The organism is Bacillus sp. BS98 (assembly GCF_008432245.1).
Classification (GTDB): Bacteria; Bacillota; Bacilli; order Bacillales; family Bacillaceae_G; genus Bacillus_A; species Bacillus_A toyonensis.
The window spans coordinates 2,735,807-2,752,732 of the sequence record NZ_CP043830.1 but is presented as its reverse complement, the minus strand read 5'-3'; the positions used below and the strand labels follow the sequence as shown (position 1 = coordinate 2,752,732).

Sequence of the window (16,926 nt, the reverse complement as noted above, 5' to 3'; positions counted from 1 at the left end):
AAAATACACTATTGTAAATAGAGTTGCTTAATAACTATTATGACCTTGTCCAATTGCTAATGCACTAAAGGTGAGGGGGCCAATAACATCTGCACTTGCAGCACTTGTTAAATTTTCCACAGTTAAAGTGTATTCGTGAATCCCACAGCTTATATTTTTATTAATTGTTTGAAATGTTTCAACGTAATATTGTTCAGAATCTGTAGATCTAATACTTACTTGTGTGTTGAAAATTTCAATGTTGTTACGGAAAACCCTAAACAATATTTGTGATATATCAGTTATACCTTTAACTCCAACTGTAGCAATTAATTCTACTCGATTATCACGTGAATCTTTTATTGGAATTTTTAATTCAATATTTGCTAGAATTGCTTTGTTTGGGGAATCGGGAATTGTAAAAGTAGTTGCGTCAGTTTTATTTATTGGCTGAATAGCTTGGTAATCAATGATATGAGTTATGGTTGTCACCTCCTCATATATTAAAATATGAAGGTAATGACGGATTAGATTGGACGTATATTAGAAGATAGTAATAGAATAGGGTTGAATATAGGGGAATAATATAAAAGCATCAAGAAGAGAACCACGAGTATGTGGTTTATTTCTTGATGCCCTTCCTACATTAAGCAGAATATTCTTCTTTACGAACTTCGAAAAATTCATTACGTAGTAAGTAATTATAAATTTTTTCTGAAACCTCTTCTTCTTCAGACACTAAGTAACGATGATCAAACGCATAGAATGATTTTCCTTTAATTAATTTTACGTAATAGATTTTGCACGCCTCCTCTATCGAATGTATTACTTGCTTTATATTATGGTGGCCTATATACCTGTTAATCATACTTTGGGTTTCAAAAGGTAGAAGTAAAAATGTTAACATGTTGAAATAGCTTACAAATCTGTAATGTTTTTGTCACCTTTTCCGATAGTTAAAAATAACCAATCTCTTCTATACTACAAATAAGTTACATAAAATAAGGAGGGAAAAAGATGGATGAAGTAATTGGAGAAGTTGTAGCAGGTATTTGTGAATTTGTGGTAGAAGTAACGGCAGATGCTATAGGAAATTTAGTTTCTGGAAATGATGAGGAAAAGGAAACATTGTAATAGGTTGTAAAAGTATAAAGGTAACTAAAATATAAAGGCTGATTCCTAAAGGGAAGTCAGCTTTTTTATTTTTTACATTTTATTAACTTTATTTAAATATTCATTTGTTATGATATTAGTGAAGCTAATTAAGGGGGTGAAAAAATGAATATGCCGAATTTTGGGACTGATGTATCTGATTTTCGTTTGATTGTGGCGAATGTAGATGAAAGGGAATATCATTTTATTGTTCGGGAACATCCGATTTTAGGGAAAATTATATCGCTATTTGAAAATGGAAAAGAATATGGCTTAATAGACAAACAAATCGCTATTAAAGATACATTTATTAAATCGGAGCTTACTAAGTTAGATGGTTTTAATATCGATATACTTCATCATACACCTGGATGGATATGGATTGGCATGAATCAATTTGGTTTACATGCTCGAGAGGCTACTTATAATGAAGTAGAAGTTATTATGAAGTTGAAAGAGGATTTATATTACATAGATATATATGAGGAAATAAAAATGTAATAGATATTTAGTTGGGTTAGGGGATTAGTTCCCATAACCTTTTTTGTTTTAAAGTAATATTCATATCATTTTGACGATGGTCTGTCTGTATTACAAGAGGTGAGCTGAAAAGAGGATTTGAAAATACATAAAGAGAACTTTAATTATTATATGAATCATATATATTAATAACAATAGAAGGAAGATGATAAAATGAGTAAGGAAGAGCTTATGAAACAACAGTTTGGTAATAATGCAGAAAAGTATGTAAAAAGTAAAATTCATGCTAAAGGACTGGATTTACAATATGTAGTTCAACAAGTTGAACCTCGTCATAATAATCGTCTTCTTGATATTGCTACTGGTGGTGGACATGTTGCAAATTTATTAGCACCATTGTTTAAAGAAGTAGTTGCATTAGATTTAACTGAAAAAATGTTAGAGAATGCGAAAAAATTCATTTTAGGTAATGGGCATGACAATGTATCTTTTATCGTTGGACATGCTGAAAAATTGCCATTTGCTGATAAAGCATTTGATACAATTACATGCAGGATTGCAGCACATCATTTTACAAATCCGACGCGATTTATTTATGAAGTAAATCGAACGTTAGAAGATGATGGATTATTTATTTTAATAGATAATGTTTCGCCAGAAAATAATGAATATGATACATTTTATAATTTTATAGAAAAAAAGCGTGATCCGAGTCATGAAAGAGCTTTGAAAAAGACAGAATGGATTACTTTATTAGAAAAAAATGGTTTGCAAATGCAGTCATGCTTCACTTTCGATAAAAAGTTTGATTTCGACTGGTGGTGTGACATGCTGGAAGTACCTATGCAAAAGCGTGAAAAATTAACAGAGTGTATGATGAAAACACCAAACGAAATGAAGGAATACTTTCATATTCTATTTGAAAATAATAAAGTAAAGTCGTTCTATACTGAAATGGCTATGTTTATTTGTAAAAAAAGTACAACATTAAAAAGATAAATTTCTTGAAGTCTTTTCAAAGTGCGTTATACTTAGTACTGAGAAAATGAGAATTGAGGAATTGCAATAATGATTCGCGTACGTATTGAAGGAACTGAAGAAGAAATGCTTGAATTTATGGAGAAAATGCCGGACATTCCTGGATTTGAAAAAACGCATATGAGAGAACCGAGAAAAGGAAACAATCCAAAATACGATTCAAGTAAGAATGTATTAGCATATTTGTCTTATAAAAAGATTGAAGTCGCCAATAAATAGGCGGCTTTTTTAGTTTGCATCGTTTCACCGCCTTGTCTTTTTCACATAATAATAATAGTAGATTATGCTGAAGAGAGGTGAGGATTGTTAATAAGAAAATTATCTTTTTTGGAGACTTTGGTATTGACGATGCAGTTGCGTTAATTTATGCAAATAAAACTTGTAAATTAGATATTATAGGAATTGTCGCAGAGTATGGGAATGTATCGCGAGAAATCGTTACAGAGAATGTATATTTTTTAGAAAAATACTATGCTACAGAAGTGAAAATCATCGAAGGTGCAGCTAGACCAATGACAGCTGAAGAGCCTTTATTCTTCCCGGAAATTCATGGGGATCACGGTTTAGGGCCAATTATTCCACCTGAAATGAGAATTTGTAAACGGGAAAATTTTTGTGAATTAATTAAATTAATTGAGCCTTGTCCAGAAGATATAGTTATTGTGGCGACAGGAAGATTAACAACACTTGCAACGTTATTTTTATTATATCCAAATGTAATGAATCGTATTTGTTCTTATTATATTATGGGAGGCGCTTTCTTATTTCCAGGTAATGTTACACCCGTGTCTGAAGCGAATTTTTATGGCGATCCAATTGCGGCGAATATTGTTATGAAGTATGCGCAGAACGCTACTATATATCCGTTAAATGTAACACAGGCTGCGCTTATTACTCCTGAAATGCTTGATATTATTAATAAAGAAGGAACGGGGCAGGCGAAACTCATTAAACCAATGATCGATTTTTATTATGAGAACTTTTATAAAAAGGAATACCCGGGTATTACTGGGAGTCCTATTCATGATTTACTGCCGTTTATTTCGTTTATAAATGATGATATTTTTGAATATAAAAAATCAGCAGTTTGGATTAGTACGACGAATGATGTAACGAGAGGACAAAGTGTTGCGGATTTTAGAAAAATAGCTGAGCCAATCACGTTTGATAATAGGCCTGTACAAAAAATTGCGGTTGGTTTTAATTATCCAGTTTTTAAAGAAGAATTTATGAGGACGATATTAAAGCCTGATTGTCCCTAATATGTAAAATGTGAAGTTGTAAAATCATTTGTCCAGTGAGCTTCGTTCTCAAATAATCTAATAGTTGAGCTGTATGAATAACTTATGAAAAATGAAACATAACTAATGGTAAGCAATTGTTTCTGATTATAGTTTGATTGGTGAATTATAAAGGAGGTTATCATATGATTTGGTCTTTAATTGTCGGTGGTATATTAGGTTGGTTTGCAAGCTTAATTACTGGAAGGGATGTACCTGGCGGTGTAATTGGTAATATTATTGCTGGTATTGTCGGTTCTTGGCTTGGTACAGCGTTACTTGGTAAATTTGGACCTATTATAGGTGGATATGCGATTGTTCCAGCCTTAATAGGTGCGATTATTTTGATTTTCATCGTAAGCTTTATATTCCGGGCGATGCGAAAATGAATACAGGGGGCTGTTTACATTTGTAAGCAGTCCCTTTGAATTATATGGCCTAATCTGTTATGCTACTGTTATACAATCAGGAGGTGTCAGCATTGAAATCATATACAGTAAATTTCCATCAAGAAGATAATGCAAAAGCGACAACAGTACATAAATTAAGTGAAGAGGACTTCAATAAAGCAACAGAAAAAGGTACTCGTCATCTATTTGATTTAGATACAAACGTTGGTTTCTTCGTATTCTTTGACGCAGAAGATGCAGAAGGAAATGATCAATACTTAATGTTACAATATGAAGGAGATCACGAAGAGCCAAGTGCTTGCTACGGATTTGATTTGCAATTATACTATCAATTTTTAGCATTATACTTAAATGATCTTGAATTCCAAGGTGAAACAAATGAAGAAGAGGAAGAATATGGTCCAATTCATCATTTAGCGCACTTACTTTATCATATTGTAGAAGATGGTAAGTCAATCGAAGTGTAATATACATATTTGAAGCTGTCCAATATTGGACAGCTTTTTAATTATATAATAAAGGTACATGTATGTTGTGTGCTAAAAAGTTGAGGGGAAATGGAATTTTCCGAAGGGTTGTTTATTTCTTCCATGTTTCAATCGGAATACATCTGTTATAATAAGCATAATTAAATTCATGGGGGCTAATTCAATGCTTGTAGATGTAAAACATTTTATTAAAGCGGCAAGTTTAACATGTATAACGGCACTGAGTGGAGATAATACATTTGCTCATAATTTTGAAACTGTAAAAAGTACGATTTCTACATACGTAAAGAAAGTAAGGCTTACCTCTTAGTTTTGCTTTTAAAGCTTATCTACATATGTTATTTTGGAAAGAATCTGTATTATTTCAGGTTCTTTTTAATTTATACTAAAGTATAGATAAGTTCATCTGCTATTTGAAAATCTTTTTATATAAATGTATTATTATAAAGGTCATAAATTTTAGAAAAGAGGTGAATTTCGTGAAAAGTTTTGGCATGCTAGCAAGCTCTGCTTTGTTTTCTCTGTTTCTGTTATTATTTAATGTTCAATCGTTTTATAATAAATACACAGAAGAAAATACATATTATTGGATAAATGGTGTATTAGCAGTGATATTCCTTATATCGTTTATCATACATATAAAAGATATTATAAAGAAAAATTATACAACTTCATTAAAACAAGAGTAGAGAGAATCATATGTTTACTAATAAGAAATGATGTAATTAAATTTCAAACCTTAAAAATATGAGACCAGCAGGGAAATGTTACGTAGTTTCTGTTGGTTTTTTGCGTTTTTGTGACGTACTTTATTCAAGGTGATAGAAGAAGGATAAAGCATGTAAGAAGAGAAGGTGTATAGTAAGGAAAAACAACACATCTCAACCTGTTTGAAATCAATGTGAGATAAAAATCATGTTATAGAGTGTTTACGAATGGGAGGTAGTAAAATATGAAAGCGCATTTGAGAATATTGTTCACTTTAACATGTGTATTAACATTGATGGCTTGTACGAATAATGAGGAAAAGAAACAGACGAACCCAACATCTGAAAAAAATACGGAACAAAAGAATGAAGGAACTGCACCTCAAAAAGAGAACGAGTCAGCGAATAACCCCAAAAATCAAGATTCAACAAAACCTTCAACAGGGCCAGATTCAAAAAGTCCAACTCTTAACCAAAAATCAATTAACTATGTTAAAGAATTATTTGAACTAGCGAAAGATGGGAAAGTACCTAATGTTCCATTTGCTGCTCATACAGGAGATATCGAAGAAATAGAAAAAGCATGGGGGAAAGCAGATAAAACAGAACAAGCAGGGAGCGGAATGTACGCAACCTTTACAAATAAAAATGTTGTCTTCGGTTTTAATAAAGGATCACAAGTTTTTGATGTACGTTCATATCAAACAGAACTAAAGTCAATTACATTAAAAGAAATTGAAAAGGCGTTAGGAAAACCAACTTCAGTTAAAGTAAATGGTGAAGATCAAATATATGTATATAAAGTAAACAATCAGTTCGAGTTAAAATTCATCATTCCAAAATTGATCGGTAAGGTATATCATATTTCGGTATTTTCGCCAGAGGATAGTATTAATAAAATGGCAGGATAAAAAATCAAATAATCTCCAGAACACCTCAATTATTTTAAAAGTGAGGTGTATTCAATTGTAAACAAGGTATGTTTCCGACCTTATGATACATACTTTCATATGGCGAAATAATTCAATTATATTTTTGAAAAAAATACAAAGTAAGTAAAAAAACGCTATCTACCTATAGATTTATAGGGAAGGATAACGTTTTTTATAATTCATCCAATAAGAGATATCGATCTATTAAAAAAGTAGCATCCTATAAAACTTGAGGGGTATGTTGCGAATTATCTTTTTGGACATTTCCCTTTATTTTTTTACGTTCTAAATTTTGAACAAAAAGTGCCTGAACAATACCTCCAACTATTAAGAAACATGCACAAATATAAAATAGCATATTACCGTTTAGTTTACTTAATAATACTGCACCAATAACAGGACCGCACGTTCGAGATATATCCCAGTGTATGCCATAAATCGAAAAATACAATCCACGTTTATCTGTAGGAGCGATCTCTGAAACGAATCGCAATAAATGGTTTAAAGCAATACTTTCTCCAATGACTAAAAAGAGTAATGTGAAAAATAGTGACGAGATTGTTGCTGAAAGCCCGTAGCCAATTGCGGCTATCGTATAGCAGGCGTAAGAAATAAGGATGATTTTCGTCATGGAAAATCGTTCAGACCATTTTACGAGGAAAATTTGTAGAATGATTTCCAAAATGGCTTTACAAGTTGAAATAAATGCGAGTATGAATACGAAATTCGGAAATACATGTTCTGCGAAAATACGATAATTTGTTTCCGTTTGTGCATAGAAAAAGCTAATAGGAAGTGTAGAAGCCATAAGTCCAAATACAGCGTAATGTTTGCGTACAAATTGTTTTGGAGATGATGCTACTTCAAGTTTTTGTTTTGGCGTTGTAATTGCTGGAGCAGTTTCTGGGAGCTGCGTCCAAACAACTATTGCATATATCATAAGTGTAATACTTTGCATCATAAATAAATATTCAGGGTGAGTAGTATAAAAGATAGCACCAATTAAAGGACCGATTACGGATCCAATTGCTCCCATCGTTTGCAGGAGAGCAAAAATTTCTGCTTGCTGCTTTTGTTTTGTTAAATCGGCAATTTGCGCACGTTGAGCTGGAATGTATAAAGAACGACCAATACCATTAATGACGTATAACAGTGCAAATATAAAAATGGATTGAGCAAAAATAAAACTACCGATTGCAACACCTTGCAGCAATAGGCCGAGTAACATAATTTTTTTTCTCCCATATTTATCAGTAACGCCTCCAGCAATAAGTGTAAAGACAATGTCTGAAAGTGGTTGTAGTCCGAAAATAAGCATAGTCATCATTATATTGCCGTTTAACATCTTATTAACGTATATAATCATAATGAGGGTTAACATTGATTCCGTTGTTCGGGTTAATAATTCACCACACAGTCTAATGATAATAGGTTTATTGTAACGTAGTAAGAGATGGTTCAATTTGATTTCCTCCTTTCTATATTGAAATGATAAGATGAAAGGAGAAATGGAAAAAGGGTAGAAATAAAAGGGAGTATTTTTCACCTTTTAGGGGGATTATGATGTTTATTTTAGATCAATACATTGAATTATGGTTTGCCTATGGGAAAGGGAAACGAGAAGGAGAACAATTAGAGATAACAGTGCAAAATATATCTGAAACTTTATTTTGTACAGAGCGTAATAGTAAATTAATTATAAAAAAATTAGAAGAGTTACATTGGATCGCTTGGTTTCCAGGTCGCGGGAGAGGAAATCGTTCTAAATTAATATTTAAAAAGAATCCGGCACCATTGATTTTAGATAGAGGAAAAGAAATAACGAAAAAAGGGAATGTGAAAAGCGGGATCTCATTTGTGGAACGCTATAGCGCACATTTTCCATCAGTAAAGGGAGAATACCAGTCTTGGGTTGATTCTATGTTTGGTCATAAAATTGAAATGACTTCTGAAGGGAGAAAAGATGTACTCCGTTTACAAGTACAAATGAATCTGGACATCGCTTTAGATCCAGTTTACGCTACAATGCGCTCGGAATGTCATATGGTTAAACATATTTTTGATACACTCGTATATATCAATGAAGAAAGAACTGCTATTGAACCGAGACTTGCTTTTCACTGGGAATATAATGATGAAGAAAAAATATGGACATTTTATTTACGAAAAGGAGTTCACTTTCATAATGGAAAACGCCTTACTGCACATGATGTTATATATTCATTGAATCGATTTATGACAGCTGTAGACAACCCGCACGCATGGATGTTACAGCATGTGGAAAGTTTTCATGCAGTAGGTGAATATGTTTTAGAAATTAAATTACATACGGAAAATATGATGTTTTTACATATGCTAAGTTTAGAACAGTGTTCTATCGTAAGTGAAGATGAAGCAGGAAAATTAATGGGGACAGGACCTTTTCAGTTATACAAAAGTAATGAAGATCTGTTTATACTGGAAGCGCATCATTTATATTTTCGTGAGAGACCTTTTCTAGATCGCGTTGAGTTGTGGAATGTAGAACAAAGTGTAGATACATATGATGTTTTAGTAAAGGCACAGTATAAAGATAAAGAGAAACATAATAAAGAACTGTCTCGACTTGAGTCGAACGTGACTTATGTAACATGCAATCTTACGAAAGAAGGACCAATGCAAGATAAGTTATTTCGGAAAGCGTTATATAAAATCATTCATGGCGATATAATCGTTCAAGAACTCGGTGGAGAACGTGGAGAAGTGGCAAAGGAACTAATATCAGCAAAGGCCAGCATAGTAGAGATAGAGGAAGATATAGAAAGTTTAATGAAAAGAAGTATTTATCATAATGAAGTGCTACAACTGTATACATTTAAAGGACGAGATCACGTTGAAGATGCACAATGGATACAAAAAGAGTGCGCGAAGTATGGAATTTGTGTAGAGATTAATTTTCTTGAAATAGAAGAACTATTGCAAATAAGTACGATACAAAAAGCTGATATCATGCATGATAGCGCAACAATTAGTGAACGAATAGAAGATAGTTTGCTATATATGTTTCTGACAAAAAACAGTTTTATTCATGGGCATAGCAGCATGAACTTTCACGAAATCTTGTCCCCTTATTTTAAACAAGAACAAGTAGAGAAAAGAGTTACACTGTTACGCGATCTTGAGGACACATTGTTACGTCAAATTCATATTATTCCTTTATATCGTAACAAACAAGAGGTAAGTACTCATGAAAAAGTACAAAATATAATGATTAATTCGCAAGGTTGGATTGATTTTTATGAAATATGGTTTAAGTCTTGATATATATAGGTTCTTACGCATTTTTCAGAAGATGTGTCAGAGCCTTTTTTCTATGTGAAAGAAGTTTGTTTTACACATTGTTACGCTACTTGTAGTATAATTCCATTTACAGCGTAACAGTGTTATGTTACATTGTTATTAGGAAGGAGTGTTACACAGTTGAGTACAAATTTAATTTCAAAAAAAGAATTATTAGAGCTTACAGGTATTTCATACGGACAGTTATATAGGTGGAAGAGAAAAAATTTAATTCCGGAAGATTGGTTTGTACGAAAGTCAACATTTACTGGTCAAGAGACATTTTTTCCGAAAGAAAAGATTTTAGAGCGTATTGATAAAATCCAAACGATGAAAGAAGATTTATCACTAGATGAATTAGCAAATATGTTTTCACCGAGTGTGACAGAAATCCTTTTAACGAAAGAAGATCTCATCCGTAAAGGGATTACATCAGAACCTGTTTTACAATTTTTTATTGAGCAAACGAACAAAACGGCAGACTTTCGATTTGTAGATATTCTTTATGTGTATATGTTAGAAGAGTTACTACAATCAGGAGAAGTTAGTTTAGAAGAAGGTAAAATGGTTCTGCAAGTTTTACGAGAAAATTATGAAGCAATCAAACATAAAAATTGTGATTTAGTTATGATTCGAAAAATAGGGATTTCTACATGTTTCTTAGTATCGAATATTGAGGATTTAATTTTTGAAAAGGGAACGAAGATTATTTTACGAGAAGCGATTATGAAGTATACCGAAGCATTAAAAACTAAACTGTTGTAGTGGAGGAGAAATAATGCGTACAGAAAATTTAATTATAAATGGTTACGGTTCATCCAATGGCGGTGAATTTCATAAAGTACAACTAAATGGAAAAGGCACTGTGAACGGAAATGTTGAATGTGATGAATTTCAATGTAATGGTTATGGTGCAGTAACTGGTGATTTGAGCAGTAGCAACGCAAGAATTAGTGGATCAGGTAAAGTCGATGGTACAGTTAATACAGAAACGATGCGAATTGATGGGAAAGCAACAATTACACAAGATGTAAAGGCGAATAGTTTAAAAATTGCAGGAAAAGGTACGATAGGTGGAAACGTTAAGGGTGAAGAATTTAAAATCAACGGTCAAGCGACGATTGATGGGAATTGTGAAGTTGATATTTTTTCTTCAGAAGGACAATTTACAATCGGTGGTTTATTAAGCGCAGATGAGATTAATATAAATATTCACGGTACATGTAGAGCGAAAGAAATTGGTGGCCAAACGATTAAAGTAAGACATAGATTGAGTACATTTAGTAGACTATTTAAATCAGTATTTGGCTTGCAGTTAGAAGCTGAATTGTTAGAAGGTGACAATATCGATATTGATTATGCTCACATAAAAACAGTAAGAGGAAACAATGTAACAGTAGGACCGAACTGTGAGATTGAACTGATTGAATATAGCGGTGTTATTACTGTTGATAAAAGCGCAAATGTAAAAGAAATTAAGCAAGTTTAACGGAGGGGGGTAATCAGTATGGAACATCAACATAGTCTCACAGTAAATGGTTCTGGTAATTCAGCGGGCGGAGATTATAACAAAGTGAAGATTCGCGGTGAAGGGACAATTGCGAATGATATGAGTTGTAATGAGTTTAAAACATATGGCACAAGTGATGTGCGTGGCAATATGAAAGTTAAAAACTATGTCGTGTATGGAGATAGTGAAGTACAAGGAAATGTAGATGCAGCATATGTAAAAGTATATGGTAATACACAAATGCATGGTGATGCTCATATTGAAAAAACAAAAATTAGAGGTATGATTGATGTTACAGGGAAGTTTTCAGGTGATTTCGTAGATGTGAAAGGTGCTTTAAATGTGAAGGGAGATATTGAAGTAGAAGAATTATCACTAACTGGTGGTCTTGAAAGTGATGGTTTGCTTAATGCTGAACATATTGAAATCTCACTTCGTTATGAAGGAAGTAAAGTAAGAGAAATCGGTGGCAAAAAGATTACAGTGCGTAAGAAATCAAGATTTATTCCTTTTACTAGTCATGCTGGAAACCTCCAAACTTCAATTGTTGAAGGGGATGATATTTATTTAGAACATACAATTGCTGAAGTAGTAAGAGGAAACAACGTTACCATTGGTCCTGGCTGTGAAATTAGTGTTGTGGAATATCATACTAGTTTTAACCAAAAAGGTAATGCAGTCGTAAAAGAACATAAACAAATATAAGTAATGCGAGGGAGAGCAAGAGATATGGTTGAGAAGAATAATAAGCTTGGCTTTATTGTGGCGGGCTTATTGCTAGGTATTTTAATGGCATCAATGGATAATACCATTGTCGTAACAGCGATGGGAACGATCGTTGGTGACTTAGGAGGTCTTGAAAACTTTGTATGGGTCGTTTCTGCCTATATGGTCGCAGAAATGGCAGGTATGCCGATTTTCGGTAAACTATCAGATATGTATGGAAGAAAGAGATTCTTTATTTTCGGTTTAATCGTCTTTATGATTGGTTCGGCACTTTGTGGGACTGCTGAAAATATTACACAATTAGGCATTTATCGTGCCATTCAAGGTATTGGCGGCGGGGCATTAGTGCCGATCGCGTTTACTATCGTGTTTGATATTTTTCCACCTGAAAAGCGTGGGAAAATGGGTGGATTATTCGGAGCAGTATTTGGATTATCAAGTATTTTCGGGCCATTACTTGGCGCATATATTACAGATTATATTAGTTGGCACTGGGTATTTTATATTAACTTACCGCTTGGCATTTTAGCACTTATTTTTATTACATTCTTTTATAAAGAATCACGAGTTCATAAAAAACAAAAAATTGATTGGTTCGGCGCAATTACTTTAGTTGGTGCAGTAGTTTCTTTAATGTTTGCACTTGAACTTGGCGGACAAAAATATGATTGGGATTCTAGCTTTATTTTAAGTTTATTTGCTGGATTCGCTATTTTAATAATCGCATTTATTTATATCGAACGAAAAGTAGAAGAGCCAATCATTTCATTTGAGATGTTTAAACAACGTCTGTTTGGAATGAGTACAATTATTGCATTATGTTACGGAGCTGCATTTATGTCAGCAACTGTGTACATTCCGTTATTTATTCAAGGTGTATATGGTGGGACTGCAACAAACTCAGGATTGTTACTTTTACCGATGATGTTAGGATCAGTCGTAACAGCACAGTTAGGCGGATTTTTAACGACAAAGCTTAGCTACCGAAACATTATGATTATTTCTGCTGTTATTATGCTAATCGGATTATTCTTATTAAGCACGTTAACGCCAGAAACAAGTCGGGCATTATTAACGGTTTACATGATTATTATCGGATTCGGAGTTGGTTTCTCATTCTCTGTACTAAGCATGGCTTCAATTCACAACTTCGGTATGGAACAGCGCGGATCTGCGACCTCAACGAGTAACTTTATTCGTTCATTAGGTATGACACTTGGTATTACCATCTTCGGAATGATCCAAAGAACAGGTTTCCAAGATCAATTAGAAGAAGCATTTAAAGGTATGAGCGGGGGAATGAATTCAAATGCTGTAGGAGATTCAAGAGCCATTTTATCAGAATCGGCTAGATCTCAAATTCCGCCACAAATATTAGATAAAATTATTGACGCTCTTTCTAGTTCAATTGTTCAAACATTCATGTGGGCATTGGTACCAGCTGTTTTAGCATTCGTATTCATTTTCTTTATGGGAAATGAACGCATGGTATTTCAGAAAGAACAAAAGAATATAAAGAGTGAAGCATCAAAATCTTAATGAAAAAGCTCCTTTCAAATTTGAAAGGAGCTTTTGTCGTATGTACGGTGTTAGATTAGCCTTCGATGATTTCGTATTCTTCGTCTGCTAATAATAAAATTTGTGTTTTTTTACCTTTGTTTTGAACTTCGATTACATCATATGTACCTAAGTCTCTTAGTTTGCTTTGAGAAGCATTAACCATAACTTCCATAGAATCAATTAAGATATCTTCTTCAATGTATGATTCAGGCAATGCCATATCTTCAGTTTCTAATACACATGCGTATAGATTTTGTAAGTTTTCAGCAGTTGGGTTTTGTTCCTCAACATCAATGATGTTTTTTACTGCGTCCATATTTTCTTCTTTTGCTTGATATACTTTAATTTTAGCCATTGTTTTAATCTCCTTTATAACGTAATCGTAGAGGCTACACCTTATTATAACGTTTTTTTCATGAAAGATGAAATTGTTATATGTATTTATAGTAAAAAATATGTGTTATTACTTATTATTGGTGTAAATCCCTTATTAACCTAATGAGTAGCTAACTATCTCCTTACGTTAATATTATATTGTCCAACCTTTTCTTATCTTCCGCTCATATTATATGTATTAGATAAAAACATATAGGGAAAGGATTGAATGTAAGTGGATTGCGAGCCGAAACGAAATTGTGGGTGTTGCCAAAATAGTATATGTGAATTTTTACAAAGTCTAGAACCTTTTACTCAAGTTGAAAGTATCGTAATAGCTGGAAACGAAATCGATGTATCTTATTTTCTTTCATTTAACAAGAGGAAGGGCATTGTATCATTTGTACAAGAAGACAATGAGGTAATATTTGTAGACTGTTCAAAAATTGATGCGATTCGAATAGGAAAAGTGTGTAGTTGTAAAACGAAAGTTAAATTTATTGAAGAGGACTTTAGCTTGCTAGGAAATGTTTGCCCGCAATGTTTAACGGAGGGTAGTACAATCTTTTTTGATTTTAACAATCCTGAATTAAATGTGTCTTTCCAAGCAACCACAATTAATCCACCTAGATGTACTGAATTTACAGATGAACTCGGGAATGTAGTAAAGCAAATTACTATAGTAGGTGAGGCAATTGTTTCTAAAGATTTCGTTCAAGTGCCTGAACTGGTAGGTTTTCGACTGCTTTTATCACATCCAGCTGGAGATCCTTTAAACTACGGGTTGTTATTTATTAATTTTCCTGATACGATTTTTATTTTTATATTGGCATCAAGCGGATACCTTTCCATTTCGAACTGCTTAAAAATAGAGAGTGGAACTGGTAATGCTGAAATAGAAGAGCTAAAAAAAATGATAAACGATGATGATAACACGTACAAATCAGTTGTTAAATTGACTAAAGTATATAAAAATGGTGAGACGGAATCCTTTATTTCTAAGAAGGAGTTATAACGTATCTATTGATTAACCCTCTTAAAATACAGGAGGGTTTTTACATATAATAGGAGCGTTATAGCGGCGGGAAAATCACTTTTGTCGTATGTACGGTGTTAGAAGTAAATAGAGTGGTTAGTTGTACTATGATTTGTTATGGATAATCTCCTATAATGCGGTCTTTTGCAGCAAAATATGAAAGAAGCTATTACAGAAAAGCTAGGGGAATAGTATGTAATTGATTTAAATAAAGTGACGGAAGAGCATACAATATTGATAAAGCAATTAAGAAAAGGGCTATTGAAGCAGCCCTTTTCTTAATTATGTACATAGCTGTTGCTATTTTTATTGTGTTTACATAGTTATCCAAACTTGATAGCATGTTTAATCAAAAGTTGAGTAATTTATTTACTAAATTCCTTTTGAGCTCCCATATAGCTTCCTATGATATTTTGATAACTTGGAAGGTGTTTAGCAAGTAAAGCTCCAAAGCCTTCAACATCATTTCGCCAGTCACACTGTAATTCTGCTGCAATGCTAAACCAGTTCATTAGTTGAACCCCGCCATGAGCCATACGCATAAGAGCGACATCACTTTTTGAAAGACGAGAATAGAAATCAGTCGTTTTATAATCCCCCTTAAAAAGCTTATTTATAAATCAATCTTACAGTGATTCGACTGGATTGGGTATATGTTAAAATTTTATCAAAAAATATGTTTTATTTGGATAATAAGATATATATTTTAAAATTGAAAAAGTGAATTTTTATTTTTTGATTTGATGTTATAATGATTTTGTATTTGTGAATAATTTATAATTATATGAAAGTTAAGTCTAAGGGGTGTTTGCTTATATGCCGAATAAATGGATGTGTAAAAAGGGTATAAGTTACCTCATGAAAATGTAGAGTTATATTGATTTGTAGAAAGCAGGAATGTAAATGATATATGAAGCGAATATATATACTAGAAGAAAATTAGTTTCCATGTTCGAAGATTTTAATAATGTTATATTACTTTCTTATTTACAAGGACATATGGGAAGAGCCTGGGTAAACGATCTTGAAAATCCAACAGTAGCACAAGTTACAGTAGGGATTTTCACATTTTATACTGGAGATCCAAATGTGAAAGAAACAGAAGAGTTATTACGTAATATTCCTGAAAAAATGTTAGTAATCGTAAATAGTGAAGAATGGAAAAAGCGTTTAGAAACATTTTATGAAAGAAAAATAGATAAGTTTTTACGCTATAAATTCAAACGTAATTCGGAAGTTTTTGACCGTTCAAAATTACAATCTTTTATATCAACACTTCCAAAAGGATACGAGTTAAGAAGAATAGATGAGCATATTGCAAATAATTCTACACTACATAAGCTTTCTGAAGACTTTACAAGTCAATTTCAATCGGTAGAAGATTATTTAAATCGAGGTATAGGTTATAGCATTTTGTATAATGGAGAAGTTATATGCGGTGCATCCTCGTATAGTATTTACGATAAGGGGATAGAAATTGAAGTTGCGACGGATCTGAACCATAGAAGAAAAGGTTTGGCGACCGTAGTGAGTGCAGCGTTAATATTGGATTGTTTAGAAAAGGGAAAATACCCAAACTGGGATGCAGCGAATACGACATCTGCCAAACTAGCAGAAAAGCTAGGATATGTTTTTGATAAGGCGTATGATACTTATTTTGTGGATAATAGATGAATGAGCAGAGATTGTAAGAGTTGTACAAAATAAAGAATTTAAAAAGGGAAAGACAAATGACTGGAATGTTTCGATAGCATTGTTAAAAACTCCTATGGAAATATTAGGGGATAAAATGATTATTTCAATAATAAGGAGATTTTATAATCTATTGAGTACAAAAACCGGCTTTTTTAGCCGGTTTTTATTTTTTATAAAGGGGACAATAGTCGTGATGTTCTGTTTTGTGGATAGTATTAAGTTGGCAGATGGTTCTTATTA

Annotated in this window: 20 protein-coding genes and 1 pseudogene; 16 read left to right on the top strand and 5 right to left on the bottom strand. The window is 32.8% G+C overall.

The features are described from left to right. Positions 1-27: 27 nt before the first annotated feature. Together F0362_RS14285 and F0362_RS14280 are read right to left on the bottom strand one after the other, a co-directional pair. Positions 28-462: a hypothetical protein gene (locus F0362_RS14285; RefSeq protein WP_033657360.1), complete on the bottom strand. Its 435-nt coding sequence runs from the start codon at positions 460-462 to the stop codon at positions 28-30. A 163-nt stretch (positions 463-625) separates the two neighbouring features. Next, positions 626-778 (bottom strand): YqbF domain-containing protein, encoded by a 153-nt coding sequence (locus tag F0362_RS14280; protein ID WP_073990761.1) that lies wholly within the window; start codon positions 776-778, stop codon positions 626-628. 485 nt (positions 779-1,263) lie between these two features. Here F0362_RS14280 and F0362_RS14275 point away from each other — a divergent pair, with 485 nt between their 5' ends. From F0362_RS14275 to F0362_RS14235, 9 genes are all read left to right on the top strand, one after another. Then, positions 1,264-1,632 (top strand): hypothetical protein, encoded by a 369-nt coding sequence (locus F0362_RS14275; protein ID WP_033657361.1) that lies wholly within the window; start codon positions 1,264-1,266, stop codon positions 1,630-1,632. 192 nt (positions 1,633-1,824) lie between these two features. After that, entirely contained in the window at positions 1,825-2,610 is a 786-nt protein-coding gene (locus tag F0362_RS14270) for a class I SAM-dependent methyltransferase (RefSeq protein WP_000031294.1), read from the top strand. A 69-nt stretch (positions 2,611-2,679) separates the two neighbouring features. Then, positions 2,680-2,868 (top strand): DUF3970 family protein, encoded by a 189-nt coding sequence (locus F0362_RS14265; protein ID WP_000621879.1) that lies wholly within the window; start codon positions 2,680-2,682, stop codon positions 2,866-2,868. 77 nt (positions 2,869-2,945) lie between these two features. Further along, positions 2,946-3,911, top strand: coding sequence for a nucleoside hydrolase (locus tag F0362_RS14260; RefSeq protein ID WP_001223668.1), 966 nt, complete (start codon positions 2,946-2,948; stop codon positions 3,909-3,911). Between the two features lie 164 nt (positions 3,912-4,075). Next, positions 4,076-4,318, top strand: a complete 243-nt coding sequence (locus F0362_RS14255) for a GlsB/YeaQ/YmgE family stress response membrane protein (protein WP_000638302.1) — start codon at positions 4,076-4,078, stop codon at positions 4,316-4,318. A gap of 92 nt (positions 4,319-4,410) precedes the next feature. Continuing rightward, entirely contained in the window at positions 4,411-4,806 is a 396-nt protein-coding gene (locus F0362_RS14250; RefSeq protein ID WP_000844594.1) for a hypothetical protein, read from the top strand. A 184-nt stretch (positions 4,807-4,990) separates the two neighbouring features. Next, on the top strand, positions 4,991-5,137 hold the full coding sequence (locus tag F0362_RS14245) for a hypothetical protein (protein ID WP_000959555.1): 147 nt from the start codon (positions 4,991-4,993) through the stop codon (positions 5,135-5,137). A 169-nt stretch (positions 5,138-5,306) separates the two neighbouring features. Further along, positions 5,307-5,516, top strand: coding sequence for a hypothetical protein (locus F0362_RS14240; protein WP_000834516.1), 210 nt, complete (start codon positions 5,307-5,309; stop codon positions 5,514-5,516). 263 nt (positions 5,517-5,779) lie between these two features. Next, the gene (locus F0362_RS14235; RefSeq protein ID WP_000643632.1) at positions 5,780-6,445 is read left to right on the top strand and encodes a YjgB family protein; all 666 of its coding nucleotides are present in this window, start codon (positions 5,780-5,782) and stop codon (positions 6,443-6,445) included. A gap of 241 nt (positions 6,446-6,686) precedes the next feature. Here the strand turns inward: F0362_RS14235 and F0362_RS14230 are convergent, their stop codons facing one another. Continuing rightward, positions 6,687-7,928 carry an MDR family MFS transporter gene (locus F0362_RS14230; protein ID WP_001016147.1) on the bottom strand — a complete coding sequence of 414 codons (1,242 nt, stop codon included), beginning with the start codon at positions 7,926-7,928 and terminating at the stop codon, positions 6,687-6,689. Between the two features lie 101 nt (positions 7,929-8,029). Here F0362_RS14230 and F0362_RS14225 point away from each other — a divergent pair, with 101 nt between their 5' ends. From F0362_RS14225 to F0362_RS14205, 5 genes are all read left to right on the top strand, one after another. Next, entirely contained in the window at positions 8,030-9,766 is a 1,737-nt protein-coding gene (locus F0362_RS14225) for an ABC transporter substrate-binding protein (protein WP_000470187.1), read from the top strand. A gap of 159 nt (positions 9,767-9,925) precedes the next feature. Further along, complete coding sequence (locus tag F0362_RS14220) at positions 9,926-10,549, top strand: YhbD family protein (RefSeq protein WP_000106212.1); 624 nt, start codon at positions 9,926-9,928, stop codon at positions 10,547-10,549. Positions 10,550-10,562: 13 nt separating this feature from the next. Then, a complete protein-coding gene (locus tag F0362_RS14215; protein ID WP_149889839.1) occupies positions 10,563-11,273 on the top strand; it encodes a polymer-forming cytoskeletal protein in 711 nt (236 codons plus the stop codon). Between the two features lie 18 nt (positions 11,274-11,291). Further along, positions 11,292-11,999, top strand: a complete 708-nt coding sequence (locus F0362_RS14210; RefSeq protein WP_000401015.1) for a hypothetical protein — start codon at positions 11,292-11,294, stop codon at positions 11,997-11,999. A gap of 24 nt (positions 12,000-12,023) precedes the next feature. After that, positions 12,024-13,559: an MDR family MFS transporter gene (locus F0362_RS14205; protein ID WP_000229598.1), complete on the top strand. Its 1,536-nt coding sequence runs from the start codon at positions 12,024-12,026 to the stop codon at positions 13,557-13,559. 55 nt (positions 13,560-13,614) lie between these two features. Here the strand turns inward: F0362_RS14205 and F0362_RS14200 are convergent, their stop codons facing one another. Continuing rightward, entirely contained in the window at positions 13,615-13,935 is a 321-nt protein-coding gene (locus F0362_RS14200; protein ID WP_001062729.1) for a hypothetical protein, read from the bottom strand. A gap of 255 nt (positions 13,936-14,190) precedes the next feature. Here F0362_RS14200 and F0362_RS14195 point away from each other — a divergent pair, with 255 nt between their 5' ends. After that, positions 14,191-14,970 (top strand): BC_2878 family exosporium-associated protein, encoded by a 780-nt coding sequence (locus F0362_RS14195; RefSeq protein WP_000340387.1) that lies wholly within the window; start codon positions 14,191-14,193, stop codon positions 14,968-14,970. A gap of 386 nt (positions 14,971-15,356) precedes the next feature. Here F0362_RS14195 and F0362_RS14190 read toward each other — a convergent pair. Further along, a pseudogene (locus F0362_RS14190) lies at positions 15,357-15,554 on the bottom strand (isochorismatase hydrolase); the annotation flags it as partial. Between the two features lie 340 nt (positions 15,555-15,894). Here F0362_RS14190 and F0362_RS14185 point away from each other — a divergent pair. Continuing rightward, positions 15,895-16,665 carry a GNAT family N-acetyltransferase gene (locus F0362_RS14185; protein WP_000638747.1) on the top strand — a complete coding sequence of 257 codons (771 nt, stop codon included), beginning with the start codon at positions 15,895-15,897 and terminating at the stop codon, positions 16,663-16,665. Positions 16,666-16,926: the final 261 nt, after the last annotated feature.